This window comes from Paracrocinitomix mangrovi, assembly GCF_019740355.2.
GTDB classification, from domain to species: domain Bacteria; phylum Bacteroidota; class Bacteroidia; order Flavobacteriales_D; family Crocinitomicaceae; genus Paracrocinitomix; species Paracrocinitomix mangrovi.
In genome coordinates this window covers 3,578,579-3,594,930 of sequence record NZ_CP091819.1, presented here as the reverse complement: position 1 = coordinate 3,594,930, position 16,352 = coordinate 3,578,579, and the positions used below count along the sequence as shown (strand labels likewise).

15 protein-coding genes and 3 pseudogenes are annotated in these 16,352 nt (G+C 34.3%); 9 read left to right on the top strand and 9 right to left on the bottom strand.

Going from position 1 to position 16,352, the window contains the following annotated elements; genetic code table 11:
• Positions 1-44 precede the first annotated feature (44 nt).
• From K6119_RS16035 to K6119_RS16020, 4 genes are all read left to right on the top strand, one after another.
• Complete coding sequence (locus K6119_RS16035; protein WP_221833291.1) at positions 45-1,172, top strand: CgeB family protein; 1,128 nt, start codon at positions 45-47, stop codon at positions 1,170-1,172.
• Between the two features lie 144 nt (positions 1,173-1,316).
• A complete protein-coding gene (locus tag K6119_RS16030; protein WP_221833289.1) occupies positions 1,317-2,477 on the top strand; it encodes a CgeB family protein in 1,161 nt (386 codons plus the stop codon).
• A 73-nt stretch (positions 2,478-2,550) separates the two neighbouring features.
• Positions 2,551-3,039, top strand: coding sequence for a CatB-related O-acetyltransferase (locus K6119_RS19450; RefSeq protein ID WP_272492201.1), 489 nt, complete (start codon positions 2,551-2,553; stop codon positions 3,037-3,039).
• A gap of 2 nt (positions 3,040-3,041) precedes the next feature.
• Positions 3,042-3,845, top strand: a complete 804-nt coding sequence (locus tag K6119_RS16020; RefSeq protein ID WP_221833286.1) for a class I SAM-dependent methyltransferase — start codon at positions 3,042-3,044, stop codon at positions 3,843-3,845.
• On the opposite strand, the gene K6119_RS16015 is transcribed toward K6119_RS16020, so the two are convergent.
• On the bottom strand, positions 3,842-4,558 hold the full coding sequence (locus tag K6119_RS16015; protein WP_221833285.1) for an FkbM family methyltransferase: 717 nt from the start codon (positions 4,556-4,558) through the stop codon (positions 3,842-3,844). The two genes, K6119_RS16020 and K6119_RS16015, sit on opposite strands and share 4 nt — an antisense overlap.
• 80 nt (positions 4,559-4,638) lie before the next feature.
• Between K6119_RS16015 and K6119_RS16010 the strand changes: the two genes are divergently transcribed.
• The gene (locus tag K6119_RS16010; protein WP_221833284.1) at positions 4,639-5,415 is read left to right on the top strand and encodes a glycosyltransferase family 2 protein; all 777 of its coding nucleotides are present in this window, start codon (positions 4,639-4,641) and stop codon (positions 5,413-5,415) included.
• Positions 5,415-6,551, top strand: a complete 1,137-nt coding sequence (locus K6119_RS16005) for a glycosyltransferase family 4 protein (RefSeq protein WP_221833283.1) — start codon at positions 5,415-5,417, stop codon at positions 6,549-6,551. Before K6119_RS16010 ends, K6119_RS16005 begins: the two co-directional genes overlap by 1 nt.
• Here the strand turns inward: K6119_RS16005 and K6119_RS16000 are convergent.
• Entirely contained in the window at positions 6,533-7,867 is a 1,335-nt protein-coding gene (locus tag K6119_RS16000) for a hypothetical protein (RefSeq protein ID WP_221833282.1), read from the bottom strand. The two genes, K6119_RS16005 and K6119_RS16000, sit on opposite strands and share 19 nt — an antisense overlap.
• A gap of 8 nt (positions 7,868-7,875) precedes the next feature.
• Positions 7,876-8,349 carry a 23S rRNA (pseudouridine(1915)-N(3))-methyltransferase RlmH gene (rlmH, locus tag K6119_RS15995; RefSeq protein ID WP_221833281.1) on the bottom strand — a complete coding sequence of 158 codons (474 nt, stop codon included), beginning with the start codon at positions 8,347-8,349 and terminating at the stop codon, positions 7,876-7,878.
• Between the two features lie 78 nt (positions 8,350-8,427).
• Between rlmH and K6119_RS15990 the strand changes: the two genes are divergently transcribed.
• Complete coding sequence (locus K6119_RS15990) at positions 8,428-8,883, top strand: DUF4783 domain-containing protein (protein ID WP_221833280.1); 456 nt, start codon at positions 8,428-8,430, stop codon at positions 8,881-8,883.
• Here the strand turns inward: K6119_RS15990 and K6119_RS15985 are convergent.
• The 6 genes and pseudogenes from K6119_RS15985 to K6119_RS15970 form a co-directional block, all read right to left on the bottom strand.
• Positions 8,880-9,620 (bottom strand): hypothetical protein, encoded by a 741-nt coding sequence (locus K6119_RS15985; RefSeq protein WP_221833279.1) that lies wholly within the window; start codon positions 9,618-9,620, stop codon positions 8,880-8,882. The two genes, K6119_RS15990 and K6119_RS15985, sit on opposite strands and share 4 nt — an antisense overlap.
• 109 nt (positions 9,621-9,729) lie before the next feature.
• Positions 9,730-10,032, bottom strand: a pseudogene (locus tag K6119_RS19530) (OmpA family protein); the annotation flags it as partial.
• A gap of 144 nt (positions 10,033-10,176) precedes the next feature.
• A pseudogene (locus K6119_RS19525) lies at positions 10,177-10,677 on the bottom strand (thrombospondin type 3 repeat-containing protein); the annotation flags it as partial.
• A gap of 201 nt (positions 10,678-10,878) precedes the next feature.
• Positions 10,879-11,919 (bottom strand): annotated as a pseudogene (locus K6119_RS19500) (DUF5723 family protein); the annotation flags it as partial.
• 418 nt (positions 11,920-12,337) lie between these two features.
• On the bottom strand, positions 12,338-14,638 hold the full coding sequence (locus K6119_RS15975; RefSeq protein ID WP_221833275.1) for a hypothetical protein: 2,301 nt from the start codon (positions 14,636-14,638) through the stop codon (positions 12,338-12,340).
• Between the two features lie 73 nt (positions 14,639-14,711).
• Entirely contained in the window at positions 14,712-15,329 is a 618-nt protein-coding gene (locus K6119_RS15970) for a ribonuclease HII (RefSeq protein ID WP_237828041.1), read from the bottom strand.
• Positions 15,330-15,518: 189 nt separating this feature from the next.
• Between K6119_RS15970 and K6119_RS15965 the strand changes: the two genes are divergently transcribed.
• Entirely contained in the window at positions 15,519-15,890 is a 372-nt protein-coding gene (locus K6119_RS15965) for a hypothetical protein (protein ID WP_221833273.1), read from the top strand.
• Positions 15,891-16,066: 176 nt separating this feature from the next.
• Positions 16,067-16,351, top strand: coding sequence for a hypothetical protein (locus K6119_RS15960; protein WP_221833271.1), 285 nt, complete (start codon positions 16,067-16,069; stop codon positions 16,349-16,351).
• Position 16,352: the final 1 nt, after the last annotated feature.

The following is a 16,352-nucleotide window of genomic DNA, read 5'->3' as shown; positions in this document are numbered from 1 at the left end:
TCAAGGTTGAATTTTTAAAGTAGATTAAAACTTACAGGAAGAAAATGAAAATTCAATTCTTCATAAAATATAATGATAGCCAAAATGCTGAAATAAAGGGTAAAATAAGCGAACAGCATTTGACTACCTATGAAGATATATTGCAGTGTGTAATTGACGAGTCTACCAACTTCTTTGCTCCGTTTATAGAGTTTATGGAGTCTGAAGGACATGAAACAGACCTGATAATTACAAATTTGGAAGAGATACAAAGATCTTGGGCAAAACAGAACAATTGTGAATTTGGAAATAATTGGACGCAAGAAATAGCTGTGAAACAAATAGAAAAATTCAAAGCAGATATATTGTATGTCTCAAGCAATTTTGAATTTTATGGTGATTTCTTGAAAGAGGTAAAACCAAATGTTAAGAAAATATGCGCATGGATTTCTTGCAGATTTGATAAAAACACGCTCATAATGGATCATATAGATCATGTTTTTACCTTATTTAAACCTCACTACGAATATTTTAATTCTCAAGACATTCCTTGTACTTTAGTTCATGCCGTATTTGACGATAGAGTATTAGATGAATTGACTTATAACAAAAAAATAGACATCTCATTTGTAGGAGGTGTTGGTGGCTTTCATAAAAAAAGAGAAGCCTTGTTAAAAAAGTTAATCAAATCGACACCTATTCTTTTATGGGGGTATGGATTTAAAAGTAAAAATCCAATTAAAAACTTGCTTAAACAATTGAAAAACAGATGGGTATTTATTAAGCGTTTTCAAGGTGAAGCATGGGGAAAAGACATGCTTAAAATAATTAACGAATCAAAAATCACAGTAAATGCACATGGCGATAATGCTACCGGGCATGCAGTTAATATGAGATTGTTTGAAGCAACAGGCGTAGGTACTCTTTTAATTACAGAAAAATTTCCTGGTATTGAAGATTTTTTTGAACCGGGAAAAGATTTAGTTTGCTATGAAAATCATCAAGACGCTTTAGATAAAATCAGGTATTACCTGACACATAATGAAGAGCGAGAGAAAATTGCAAAATCAGGACAGCAAAAGACCCTAAATAATTATACCTTCAAAAAGATAGCGCCTTACTATCTTAAAACCTTTGAAAATTTACTTAAAGGTGAAAATCAATTATACGAAAAGTATCCTATAAGGAAATAAGTCAATTCTTTTGGTCACTACTATGAATCATGCTGATTAAATTCCAGTAGTTTGGACATTTATCCATATTCTTTGTATCTTGCATTACCCTTTTTCTAAATAGTTAATGATCCTTAATTAACCGTTATCAACTTAAGAGCCCACATGAAAATTGTATTTTTTGTTCAATATAATGACAATCATGTTGCCGATATTGAGCAAAAGATCTTGAGCAAATCACTCACCAATTATGAGAAAATGTTGGATTTGGTTTTGTTTGAATCCACCAATTTTTTTGCTCCTTTTGTTGATTTAATGAGGGAAGAGGGACACGAAGTAACCTTTATCACCCCAAACATCAGAATAGTTCAGGAGCAATGGGCCAAAGAAAATAATGCGGACTTTGATAAAGACTGGCAGTTTACAATTCCCGAATTGCAGGTTAAATCATTTAAACCTGATATTTTTTACACGACAAGTAATTTTGAATATTACACAGATTTTCTGGAAAACATTAAACCTCATGTAGGTAGAATTTTTGCCTGGATTTCGTGCCCTTTTGACAGGGAGTCATTGGAATTAAAACATGTTGACCATATATTCACTTTGTTTGAACCTCATTACGATTACTTTAAAAGTATAGGTAAATCGTGCACCCTAACCCATGCTGTATTTGATCATAAAAAGCTTCCTTTTTTAGACAAGGATAACAATATAGAAGTATCCTTTGTTGGCGGAATAGGAGGATATCATAGAAAACGTGAAGAAATTCTTAAAGAATTGGTTAAAAAAACACCAATTAAGCTTTGGGGGTATGGTTTTAAAAGTAAAAATCCAATTAAAAATGTACTTAAACAAATGAAGTACCTGTGGATTTTCACAAAAAGATATGAAGGAGAAGCCTGGGGAAAAGACATGTTAAATGTGATGTCAAATAGCAAGATTACATTTAACGCTCATGGAGACATTTCATACGGACATGCCGTTAATATGAGACTCTTTGAAGCAACAGGTGTTGGCACCTTACTAATTACCGAAGACTCACCTAGTATTAGAGAATTATTTATCCCCGGAGAAGAAATTATATGTTATACATCTGCAGCAGATGCTGTTGAAAAAATCAATTATTACCTGGCCAACGAAGAAGAAAGACTTAAAATAGCCAAAGCAGGTCAAAAAAGAACCCTTGAGAACTACACATTTGAACATCTAACTCCTCAGTATTTAAAAATATTTGAGGAAAAGCTCGCACAAAATGAGAAACAGTTTAGCAAATTTACCAGGCCTCAAAACTCTGATAAATTATTGGTTCGCGATAAAACATAAGCTAAGATCTAAGAAGCTTTTAATAGGAAGCAATAATGAACTTCGCAAGGCAACTTTTGGTAAAAATGTGGCTTTGGGAAATAGAGTGTCTATATTCAATAGTGAGGTACTGTGCTATACTTACATTAGTGAGGGCACATTAATAAGAAATACCAAAATTGGAAAGTTTTGCGCCATTGGTCCATACACTCAAATTGGTCTGGGCAAGCATCCAACAGGTGAATTTATCTCTAGTCATCCTTTATTTTATTCAAGTAGACCTCAGATTGGTTTTTCACTTTTAAAAGAGAGTAAATTCAGTGAATTTGAGGAGATAAATATTGGCAATGACGTTTGGATTGGCGCAGGAGCAATTGTTTTGGATGGCGTTACAATTGGTGATGGAGCGGTAATTGCGGCTGGAGCGGTGGTAATTAATGATGTTGAACCATATAGTATTGTCGCTGGTGTTCCGGCTAAACATAAAAAATATAAATTTGAAGAGAGTAAGATCAAAGAAATCCTTAATGATCCATGGTGGAATAAGGATCTTGACTGGATTAAAGCTAACTTAATACAATAAACATGTCTAAAATAGGAGCAATTAAACTTTTATTGTCAAAGCCACTTACAGTAATTAAATCAGGAATTATTGCCCAGCATGAAAAAAGACATGACGCTCAAAATTCAACTCAGCATGGGATCAGACGCTTACCAACAATTGATATTTTGGATCTTATCCCTAATATGGAAGAAGAAATTGTCAATTACTCGTTTTTACCGGGTACATCTTTAATTACAGATATCATACTTTTAAAATCATTAGCTAAAAAGTTTGAAAACTGTGAGTATTTAGAAATAGGTAGCTTTAGGGGTGAAAGCTTATTCAATGTAGCAAGCGTAGCCAAACATTGTACTTCTTTAACCTTGTCTAAAGAAGAAATGAAAGCTATGAATTTTAATGAGGGAAACATTAAGGCTCATGGTCTATTTTCAAAAGAGATTAAGAATCTGACATCATTTTATCAAAACTCGCACACTTTTGATTTTAGCAAATTTGAAAAGAAATTTGATCTAATATTTATAGATGGCGATCATACTTATGAAGGAGTAAAAAATGACACTTCCAAAACTTTTGATCTGAGAAAAGATGAAAACTCTATCATAGTATGGCATGACTACTCTTTTAATACTGAAAATGTAAGAGCATCTGTACTTCATGGGATTTTAGATGGCATTCCTAAGGATAAACATAAAAACTTGTATCACATCTCAAATACCATGTGCGCAGTGTATATGGAAAACGTTAATTATAGCACTAAGCTTTTAAAAGATAATGTGCAGCCAGATAAAACCTTCAATATTAATTTATCTGCGAAAAGAATTTAATTAGCAAAGGAACACAAAAAGTCTTCTTGCCCTGGTATCGGTTTTTCATCAATTATTGGTTGGCATGAGTAACCTAAATCCATTAAAAAATTTAGACATTTCTCCTTTACACCTTTAACATGACAATCATGAGTAGCCAAAACAATCTCTGGATGAAATTTCTCTAGATATGCTTTCCCTCCCTGGAGAACATCAAATTCTGCACCCTCCACATCAATTTTCATAAAACAATTGTCTTTCAAATCATACTTTTCACTCAATGTATTCAAGTCAATTGCATTCAGTTTTATGAGATTTTCTTTATGAATTGATGATTCAGATTTATAAGTGTTAGCGGCCAAATTATCTGTGTTAGAAAATTCAACTTCACCATTTTTATCTGCTATCGCAGAAGCTTCAATCACAACATTACTTATGTTATTAATCTTTAAATGTTCCTGGATTAATTGAACATTAGCAGGGAATGGTTCTGCAGCAATATGACTCAATTCCTTATGACCATACTTGGAAGCAACAAGTGAAAAATAACCGGCATTTGCTCCAATGTCTACAAGTCGCTTACCATCTGTCACTGCTGATATTATCTTCTCCGTTAAATCTGATTCGTATATACCCAATAGGTATCTGCTATCGGGAACCATTGTACTCCATTTCACCCCTTTCATTGGACCACGTCTAATTTTGAGGTTGGATTTTACTCCCGCCGTTCTCATTAATTTAAGAACAATTTTATCTAGCAATACGAACATTTGGCTTTATTGTATATTTGCAAATATACCGCTTTAAAGAAGTCTTGCAATCTCCAACACTGTCAATAATAACCATTACTTATAATAATCTGCAAGGATTAAAGAAAACCCTGCCTAGTGTAGCCTCTTTAAACTTTAAAAATTATGAGCATATCATAATTGATGGCAAATCCACTGATGAAAGTCTAAATTATCTGGATAATTTTAAAAATCACCCTCTTCAAATTGTTTCAGAAGCGGATAATGGAATTTATGACGCCATGAACAAGGGGATTTTAAAAGCCAAAGGAGATTGGGTTATATTCATGAATGCAGGTGACGAATTTTTTAATGAGGAGAGCATAAGTGAAGAAGACTTTAGCTATGAAGTTGATGTTTTGTTCGGTGATAGTGCCATAGCTTACGAAGATGGATTTGAAAGAATTATGAAATGCAGAAACATTGAAAGCATTTGGAAAAGCCTTCCATTCACCCATCAAGCTGTATTGGTAAAAAAGCAATTGCTGACAAATCATCCATTTGATTTAAATCTTAAATACTGTGCTGATTTTGAACAGCTATTTTCTTATTATAAAGAAGGACGCAAGTTTAAATATCTTCAAAAAGTTATTTGTAAAATTGAAGCAGGCGGAGTTTCAGATGACAAGCGACATAAGGCAACTGCAGAAGTTTATAAAATCAATAAAAAATTAAACAATCGTTTTAAAATTCACCCTTACTTTATAGGTAATATTATAAAAGGTTTTTTGGTAGTTAATTTCAAAAAGTTACTGCCAACAAAATTAAAAAACCGATTGCTAAAAGCGAAGTATCGTAAATAATGAAAGTACTCACAGTTCAAAATATTGAGGGTGTTGCAGGATCTGAAAAATATTTTCTTGCCTTGTTACCTGCACTGATAAAAAAAGGAGTTGATTGTGCTGTGTATTGTGTCTATAAAGAAAAGAATATTGCCGGAGCAGAGCAATTTTTTAAGCTTTTGGAAGAGAACAACATTCCTTATTTTAAACTCAAGGTAAAAAGTTATGGTTCAATAAAAATACCACGTTCCATTAACAAGCTCTACAAGTCTAAAAATTACGATATTATTCATACTCACTTAATTTATGCAGATTTTTGGGGCGCTATCGTAAAACAGTATTTGAATAAAAAAGCCGTGGTTATTTCAACTAAGCATGGTTATCATGAAGATACCTATGTGAAGTTTTGTAATCAAGCTGAAAAGCTACCGATCAATCTGTATTATAGACTGTTTAAATACACTCACAAAAAACTAGATAGATCTTACGCCTGTTCTTATGGTTTAGTTGACTTTTATGAAAGAGGAAAATTAATTTCAAAAGGAAGTATGGATGTCATTCAGCATGGTTTTGACTATCCTGAAATACCCTCATTTGACCAATCTAACTACAGGTTTTCAAAAAACCAAATCATCATTGTTGGTAGATTAATTGAGCGAAAAGGGCATCATTTTGCACTTGAGATAATGCCTGAGATAATTGAAGCCATTCCAGATGTACAGTTAATCATATTGGGAGATGGAGAATTGAGACAAAATCTGGAAGGTCAAACAAATCAACTTGGAATATCTGAACATGTTCAATTCCTAGGTTTCAAGTCTGAAGTAGAAAAATATTTATCCGCCTCAGATGTGGCTTTATTCCCTTCTTATTCAGAAGGATTGCCTTTGGTAATATTTGAAGCCTTTAATGCAAAGGTTCCTGTAGTAACTTTTGATGCAATTGGCTGCAATGAGCTTGTTAAACATGAACAAACAGGTTTATTGGCAAGTGCTTTTAGCAAGGAAGAGTTAAAGGAATATGTATTGCGAATTTTCAATAACAAAGAAGAAGCTTCAACTTTTGTTGAAAATGCATATGAAATGCTCAAACAGCATTTTTGTTTAGACAGAATGGTTAAAGACACTATAGAATTCTATCAGACTCGACTAGCTTGATCAATTGTTCTTTTCTGATAAATTAGATAATAAACTACAAAAAATATAAGACTCGTTATTGGAATCTTGTATCTGGCCAATGCCCCAAAATTGTAGCTGGTAAATCCTACTGCAAATCCAAAAATCAGAATAAAAATCAATAGGGTTACCAGAAGAGAGTTAGATGAAATTGCTTTGAAAATTTTAAACCCCCACAACCATAATGCATATATGGTTAATAAAAGTAAAAAAGCACTTTCTGCAGCCCCTATTAACATGATTGGATTTCTAGATTCCCATAAATATGGACGAAAAAAAGTAACATTTAAAGCGGCCGGAACTTTTTTCAAAACACCTAGAGGAGTGTATTCAATCTCTCCAAGAGTGTAGGCAGAACCTGCTGTAGTTACATGCCAGGTATGAAACCCTTTTGCTTGTTCTTCAAGATTATCTACTGCATACTTTTTATTTACATCCCCCAAGAAGGTAGTTATAAAATAACTGGATGCGGCAATTGTTAATACTAAAAAAGGTCTCAAGGCAAAACTAATAACTTCTGAATTAATCCTATTCTTAAAATTATTGTAAATCCCTAAAGCCATTGCAGGTAAAAACGAAAGTAAAATATACAGTTTTAAGTTTAACAAAAAGAATATTCCAACTAATAAATAAAAGAAGTGTTTTCGCTGATACTGCCTCTTATAAATCATAAAATAAGTAGTGTAGATCAGCAAATTAATTGCCGCCATTGAAATGGTGTCTTTCAAAATCCCTCCTCCCCAGAATAACACACTTGGCAATAAAAACACAATATAAAAACAGACTTTCTTTTTCTCAGGAAAGATGTCTGCCATTACTTGAAAGAGTTTCCAACTTCCAAAAAAAGAAATGAGACTCATAAAAAGGGTGGTAATCACATAAGAACCAAATGATATAAAATTGAACATGGAGGTAAGTTTTACCATAAACCATTCTTCCTGGGTTCTTGAATATGAAATACGCGCAGCATATTCCTGCAAATCAGGTGGTAAATTTCCGTGTTCAGAAAATAATAATCTGAAATAAGTGACCGGATCCTGTGCCAAGGCTTCACTTAATATTGTTGCTCCCTTATGATATAAAAATGTATCTCCAAAGCCGTAATAGTAGATAAATAACAAGGCAAAGGCCATACTTCCCACTACTTTGATTAAAAAGCCTGAAATGAAAAATCGCTTGTAAATTTCTTGACTAACCTTAAATCCTTTGTAAGCCACGACCAATAGGAATAACAGGAAGAAGTACACAAAAAAAAGTGCCCAGTCAAATATCCCTAGATCGTAAACTCCACCATTCATTTAGCCTACTATTCGTGATGATAAGGTTCACCTTTTAAAATTGAAAACCCCCTATACAATTGCTCTAAAAACAACATTCTTATCATTTGATGAGAAAATGTCATTTTAGATAAGGACAATTTTTCTTGAGCGGCTTCATATACCTCATCACTGAATCCATACGGTCCACCGACCACAAAGGTTATATGCCTCACCCCTTGATTCATCTTATTTTGAAGCCATTTTGAAAACTCAACTGAACTATACTGTTTACCTTTTTCATCCAATAACACCAAAATGCCACCTTTTTCTACATGTTGTAGAATCATCTGACCCTCCTCAATTTTTAACTGCTCCTCCGTTTTGTTCTTGGCATTTTTGATATCAGGAATTACAACTTGCTCTAACTTTATATAGTGCTTTAAACGTCCTTCATACTCCTTTTCTCCATCTACCAAAAATGACTTGTGCGTCTTACCAACTGCTATTATTTTTATCTTCACGGCTCAGAATTTAATTATGGCTCAATTTTTGCTGCATATCAGTGATAAAATTAAGCAAACTATTAGATAAGAGGACGGATGAAACATTACTTTACCCTGATCGCTATTTTTCTTGGCTTTATGAGTTTTGCTCAGCCAAGTGAACATGAATTTACTAAAATTGATGAAGTACCTGCTGCACGGGCAGAAACTACTATACAACAGCAACAGTCATTTGAAGCAAAGATGATTACTGCATTTAAAAATGGTAAAGCAGAAGTAATTGCTACTAGTTTTAATGACAATGTTGACCTTTCAATAGATGGCAAATCTGACTTGTATTCTAAATCGCAAGCTGAACAAATTCTAAAAACATTCTTTGCGGATCATCCTGTTTCAAGTTTTGAAGTTATTCATAAAGGATCTTCAGGGCAAAGCGATTATTTTATTGGTGAGCTAACCTCTAAAGGTAATGCAGTATTCAAAGTAACTATCAATAGCAAAACACTTGGTGGAGTACAAAGAATTACTACCCTAACTATTTCACCGGATTAGTCAGTTTCTTTTACGATTCCCCCGCGGTAGATCATTCGCTCAATTCCATTAATGGTCATGAATTCATGATGAGCAAAAACCGCTTTTCCTCTATACTTTTCAGGGTTACCATATAGCTCATCTAAGAGCATATCTCCTTGAAGGATAAACAATGCTATACCATAGCCACTTTTATCGTTTTCAAGTATTAAATATGAATCCGGATTGATGATTAAAAACTCTCCGTACTTCATTTCATAATCGCCTTTCTGCAAGATGGCATCCTTTGGCCTTTGAAAATCCAACTGATCATACCTTATAGAAATAGTAGTGTACTCCTTATCATTAATATCCTCATCTTCTCCTGCCTTTCTCTCGTAAGCAGCTTGAACTATTTGATTTCCCAAATAAATCTTGCGCTCAGTCATTTCTGTAACTCCGTTAGGATAATCATATCTTAACTCCTTGTAAAAAACAGGTAATGAATCTTTATAGAAAATATCAATTTGAATGGTGCTGGTTTCCGTTACTTCTTGCGTTGTAAATAATACTGAAGTATCATTTAAACTGTATTCGTTTACCTGATAACTCTCTGCATTTTTCGAAAACCTTAGACCATAAACTACATCATAGACAACGGAAGTATCTAAACACTCTTCTACATACTCATCAATCTCCTCTTCTGTTAAAGTGACCTCAGGTTCAGATCCACAAGAAATTAAAAACAATAAAAACAGAAAGGGTAGATATTTACTCATTGCAAGTGATTAGGTTTTAAATATAAGGCAAATGATCTTAATAAGTAACAGAAAAAACGCTCTTGCCTATAAAGACAAGAGCGTTTACTTAATTTATTTGTGTAATCTACTATTCGAAAATTACTTCCATCTCAACACGTCTGTTTTTCGCTCTACCTTCAGGCGTATCATTCGTATCGATTGGTTTCTCTTCTCCGTAGAATTGAACAATCATTCTGTCGCTTGCAACTCCTCTTGACTCTAAGAAATCTCTTACTGCTTCAGCACGTTTCTTAGATAAGATCAAGTTAGCTTGAGCAGCACCTTGACTATCTGTGTGACCAGCGATTTTCAATCTAAAGTCAGGGTTGTCTACCAAGTAGCTCGCTAAGTCTTCAAGTGACTCATATGAACTTTGTAGGATAATTGCTTTTGCAGTTTCAAACTGTAAGTTGTCAAATGCACGTTTCAATACTTCTAAGTCAACTACCGGACATCCTTTGTTCTCAGCTGGACCAGGAGTATTAACACATTCGTCTTCTTTGTCAATTACACCATCACCATCTGTATCAGTGTAAGGACAACCATCATTTTCAGGAGGACCTGCATTGTAAGGACACTTATCGTCTTTATCAAGTAAGCCATCTTTATCTGTATCAGGCCATGGACAACCTCTGTTTTCTTCCGGTCCTGCTTCAAGAGGACAAGAATCTAAGTAATCAAAGATTCCGTCATTATCTGAATCCGGACAACCTTGGTTTTCTTTAGGTCCTGCAACCTCTGGACATAAGTCATCAGAATCTTTCAATCCGTCTCCGTCAGTATCAGGACATCCGTTGAAAATCTCTAGACCTGCAACATCAGGACAATCGTCATTTTTGTCAATAATTCTGTCACCATCTCTATCTGGACATCCGTTAAATTCAGCTAAACCTGCATCATCTGGACATTGATCTTCTTTGTCAATGATTTTATCTCCATCTCTATCTGGACATCCGTTAAATTCTTTAGGACCAGCTTCAGTAGGACAAGCATCTTCTGAATCCTGGATTCCATCCATATCTGTATCAGGACATCCCATGAATTCCCAAACACCAGGAGTTTCTAAACACAAATCAAGTTTATCAGATACTTTATCATTATCCAAATCTTTAGGATGAGTGAATAATACCGGAACTTTTAAAGCTGCATAAACATCAGCACCTCTTACTTCTTTGTCTTTTGTAGGAGCGAACAACCATTTCATGTCACCAACACCTACAATGATAGGTCCCATTCTTAATCCTAATCCAACTCTAAATCCTGTTAAGCCACTGTATGACATTGGAGCAGAAATTCCAGCCCACATAAAGTCATATCTTGGAGTTAATGAAACAGAAGTTGGATATCTCACTTTGTGAGCATCTTTATTCATTTGGAATCCAATCATCCCGTTTGCTCTCAAGTAAAAATCTTTCCAAATATTCCAGTCCATACCAACATTTACGTGAGTAGGCAGATTCATGTAGTAAGTTCTGTCATCATTTGCATATTCAGCTCCACCATTCATTACCAAAGTGTCTACGTTGGCATTAAATGTTTCTAATCCATCACTGTCTTCAAAATCAGCTAAATCTAGAATTGTTGCATCAACGTTGAAGTTTCTTGAGTTATCAGATTTAAGATATCTCATTCCACCCAAATCATTCAAAGCAACATCAAATCTCAATTTGTATTTATTTTGATCTCTTCTCCACAAATCAGTTTCACCATCCATGTCATATTTGTAGTCTTTCCAATTAGGTCTCCATTCATATACGATACCTATATCACCACCAAATCCAAGTTTAGAGGCCATATTGAAAAGTACATCCTGAGTAAAACTGTTAATTCCTGTATACTGCGTATTGTTTGCATCAAAGTGTTGATCAATATTGGCAGAATAACCATAGTTAAAGTTACCTTTAACTGTGTTGGCCGTATCAGCATTTAGAAAGTTATAATCTACCTCATCTGTGTACAAGTAGAAAGAAGTGATTCCTTGTAAGAATTTAAGCTTGATACCACCTTTAATGTAGTGTTCTCCACTATCGTATAATTTCATACCGAAACCTACATTGTACTCATTCCAAGAGTTCATTGAAAGGTTTAACAATTGGTTACTCAAGTTTAGGTTCCATAAATCAGGATACTCTAAACTGTTTGTAGCCAAGGTTAAAAGCTCAGGAGCCAGGTGATCTAAATTCACCATTGTTCTGTTTCTTATTTGAACACCGATCCCCATTTCATGTTCCTTATTAAAAGAGAACATAAAGTTTAATACTTCTACCGTAGAATGCATAAAGGCAGTTCTAGGAGTACCTTCAGGATTAGCAAAGGTGAAGATGTTACCTTGATTCAACCCTTTGTAGTAGTTTACAGAATCAGCAGGAATAATTCCAAATTGACTTCTTCCGTCGTCAAACGTATCATTCATCCAAGCATTTACAGCAGGATCACTGCTATCAAATGATTGGGTCCACCAATAAGGCATTTGGTAAGTGTTAAAAAACAAATGGTTGTTATACCCTGTAAAGGATACACCACCTAATACCACATCTGCAACTAACCTACTGTCAGCTAAAGTTGCCGGGTTAAGATCTACTCCATTGATCCCAGAGTAATTACTCTGTCTAAACCCTAAATAATCTTGTGAAATTGCCGGATTTGCTATAAACGCAGCAATTACGAGTAGTAGTTTCGTAATCGATTTTTTCATGTTATTCAGCTATTTTATATGCCTTCACACTACTTCCGGAGAAGGTGTAAAGTAAATTACCGTTTATGACACTAACGTAAGATCCCTCAATAGCGTTAGGTAGTATCATTTTTCCGTAGTTATTTAACAAATATATACTATTCTGAGAATTATCAGAGAACATGAAGCCGAAGTCTTTCTCACCTACTAATCCAACGAAATCGTTAGTTTGATTAGGTTTTAGCACTTCACTCATCACATAACCAAACTGATTTACAATCAATAAGCGCCCTGGTTCCTCTATAATTAGCAATGGATTTCCCTGATTGTATTCCCAGTATGTTTTTATTGGTGTAACCTTCTGATCTACAATGACTGAGTCCTTTGTTCCGTCCAAAATATAATAGTTATAGATATAACCATCTTTATATCCCATTTTTCTTAATGCAGATTCCAAACTACCCACAACAAAATCAGTTTCATTTGGCAATTTAAAATTCACTTCCTTGTCAAATCGATATTCTCCTCTCCTATTTAAAACATGCTGTTTATTTCCGTCATCTTTAAAGGTGATAATATCTTTACCCTTAGTAATTACATGATAAATCTTTCCTTTTATACCAGACTGCATTCCATTAAACACCCATCCTTCTACTAACTTTCCCTCTTCACTATACACCTTAACTGTATTGTCTACATTCACCAATAACCTCCAATTGAATTTGTTGTCATAATTAACTGCTAAACCGGCTTTACTATTTCCATTCAGCATTATTGGGAATCCATTTAGCGACTTACCATCACTTTTTACAATATCTATTTGATTAGACTGGAAGAATACATATTCTTTGAAACCATCATTCTCAAAATCTACAATTTGAGGCTTCTCAATTAATGGCGTTGAAAGTTGAAGCGCCCATTCTCTCTCACCATCTACGGCATACAATTGCACCTTATTACTATTATTCAATAATACGTAGCTCTTTTTGTTTTGCTGAAAAACCTGGATGTTATCAGGAACAATGTCTACGGCAAAATTATGTACTATCTCCACCCCTTCCATTTGTACCTTTTGCTCATTTGCCGCAACATAAGAAACTATGCAGCTACTATCCAGCTGATAAATATTACTGCTACAATTATATCCCCCATTATCTTGTTTTGTCATGTTAATGTAATGAGCTAATTCAGGTAAACAATCATCATATACACCAAACAATTGCTCATTTTCACCTAAAAGATTTCCCAGCTGGATTTGACCCAAATACCAACGCATGGCAGGAATAGAATTAGCCATAACATTGAAATTTTTGTGCTCAGTGTAAAATTTCATTTCATTCCTCAATTCAGGAATTGCTTCAGTCCAATTAAATACAGAAACAAAAGGTAGAATTTTAAAATTTCCAATGTTGAAATAGTTCAAGCTTGCACTGTCTTCTTTACTATCCAACGTTTGTTCTTCCAGCATTAATTTTAAGTCACGGGCATCACCTTGTTTACCAATGAGAATTTCATTTTCACCGGATTTAATTATTAAGAGTCCTTCAGATAACCAAGCAAAACTTTGATCTGCCGGAGAATTAAAATAGGTATTTACATCCTCATCAAACCTGGTACTTCCATAAAATATCAATGAATCAAAAACAGTTGGAACTTCGCTAAAAAAGGAGTGATGAGATACCGGTCTACCTTTGATGTACCCCTTTTTTTCTTCCCACATGCTGTAGTGGTATTTTCTGGATAAAATATGCTTTACTCCTCCTACATTTTCTTTATCAAACACCACATAATCCGCATTCCCAAAATAAGGTTTATTCACTAGTTGTTTTGGACTAATTGATGTATTTGAAAAAGCAAGATAATTTCCAAAATGCTCGTAATTCAGTTCCACTCCATTAATCGTTGCCTTACCATCATCTTCTGTCACCTTAACTTCAAATTCATTTTGAACAACATCTAAAATTGAATTAACCGAAGCAGTTGTATTTAAAACAACCACAAAATCATCTTGTGAAATTGAAAGATAGAGACCTTGAGATAATTCTCTGTTATAAGAAAAGTCCTTGTGTGTGATCCCTTCATTTAATGCAGATGCCAAATCATTTGGCCAATTTTGAATTCCCAGATCATTTACGGATTCTATTTTATCCACTAGCCGATTGACATCTGGTACAATAACAGATGCCTCAGCATTTTCAAGTTCAAAAGATTGAAAGTTTAATTTTAATTGTTGCTTGTGATATAACAAATAAGCAATTGACACAAAAACCACCAGGAGAATTGCGCTCACTATCCATCTTAAAACCAGTCTAGACTTAGCCATTTAACCAAAAGTACTGACTTGAGTGACTCAAAATCCAATGTAAAAAGAAGAATATGCACAGCCAAATGTGAAATTAAAGAGGCAACTTCAATTGCTCATCAGGCAGCAACTTGAAAGACATTCGGTGTAAATCAGTTGCTCCATGCTTAAAAATTGCTTGTCTGTGCTTTGTTGTAGGGTATCCTTTGTTGTTTTTCCAATCGTATTGAGGATATTTCTCAGCAGCCTCTTCCATCAATCTATCTCTGGTTACTTTTGCTAAAACTGAGGCAGCAGCAATTGATCTAAATTTTCCATCCCCTTTGATAATGCATTCGTGTGCAATATTTTTATAGGGATTAAATCTATTACCATCAATCAATAGCAACTCAGGGATTGTAGACAATTGATCTATTGCTCGGTGCATGGCCAAAAAAGAAGCATTGAGAATATTTATTTGATCAATCTCCTGATTATCAACTATTCCAACCCCAAAAGCCAAAGCGTGTTTTTTTATAATCGGAAAAAGATTATTTCGTTGAATATCAGTCATCTTCTTTGAATCATTTAACAACTTATGACTGAAATTATCAGGTAAAATTACGGCAGCTGCAACTACCGGACCCGCCAAGCATCCACGTCCTGCCTCATCACATCCGGCTTCAATTTTATCAGATGAAAATCTTTTCTTTAAGCTCGTTTTACCTTTCACAACATCAATAATAGCAAGGATTTATGAAATTTGATGGAGTATGAAAAAATAAATTTCATATCTTCGGTCAACCTTTGGCATCCATTTTGCGTCTAAAGGTTGGACATTTAGAGAACTAAACCCCTCTGAGGCCTATAGAATAAGAAAAAACTAAGCTTCGACGGGCTTAAGAACTTAAAACAATTTATAATGAAAAAGATTTTAGGATTAGCGTTTGGATTGATGTTGGGAGCATTCACATTTGCTCAGTCACCAGTTACTTTTACTGAGGACATGGCCAACTATGATAAGAATACTACTACAGTGTTTCACTTTAATTTTGATGAAACAATTTCTGAATCATCAATTAACGACAACGCAGGATACTATACTGACTACTTTACTATTGACGCAGTAGCAGACAACGGACAACACAATGTTACAATTACTTTGATTCAGGATGATGCTATGTCAAGAAAAGTAATTCACAGATACCTTGCATCATTGCAAGTTCAGACTGTTAGCGTAGACGGAACAGATGTTCCAAGAGAAGAGTTTATGCAAACTTATATTGAAAAATAAACTATCCTAAATTAAAATATTTGGAAGCCCAGCATGTTCGTGCTGGGCTTTTTTGTGTCCTAAAAAATTTGTTTAATTCATTTCAATTCATTAAATTGTTGATTCTAAAACCTTAAGAATTTACCCGGCGAGTTTAAAATCCGAGGGACAATTTCTTTTATTAAACTCAAAATTTTATGCAAGAAATGCTAACACCAGTAAGAGTTGAAAAGGAATCGATACCTGAATTATCCTTTAAAAATACCGTACCATTCGACCAGGATCCAAAACTTAGAGCGAAATTAGAGCAAGCGACACATTTAGGGAATCTTGGTAAAGTAAAATTTCACATTGAATTTTATTCGGATAGTGGATTAAAAGCAGTTCAAACTACAATTTGGGCTACTGGAAACAAGTTTATATGCCTTAAAGGAGGTGTTTGGATTCCCATTTCAAGGATAGTTGATATAAGATTTGTATAAT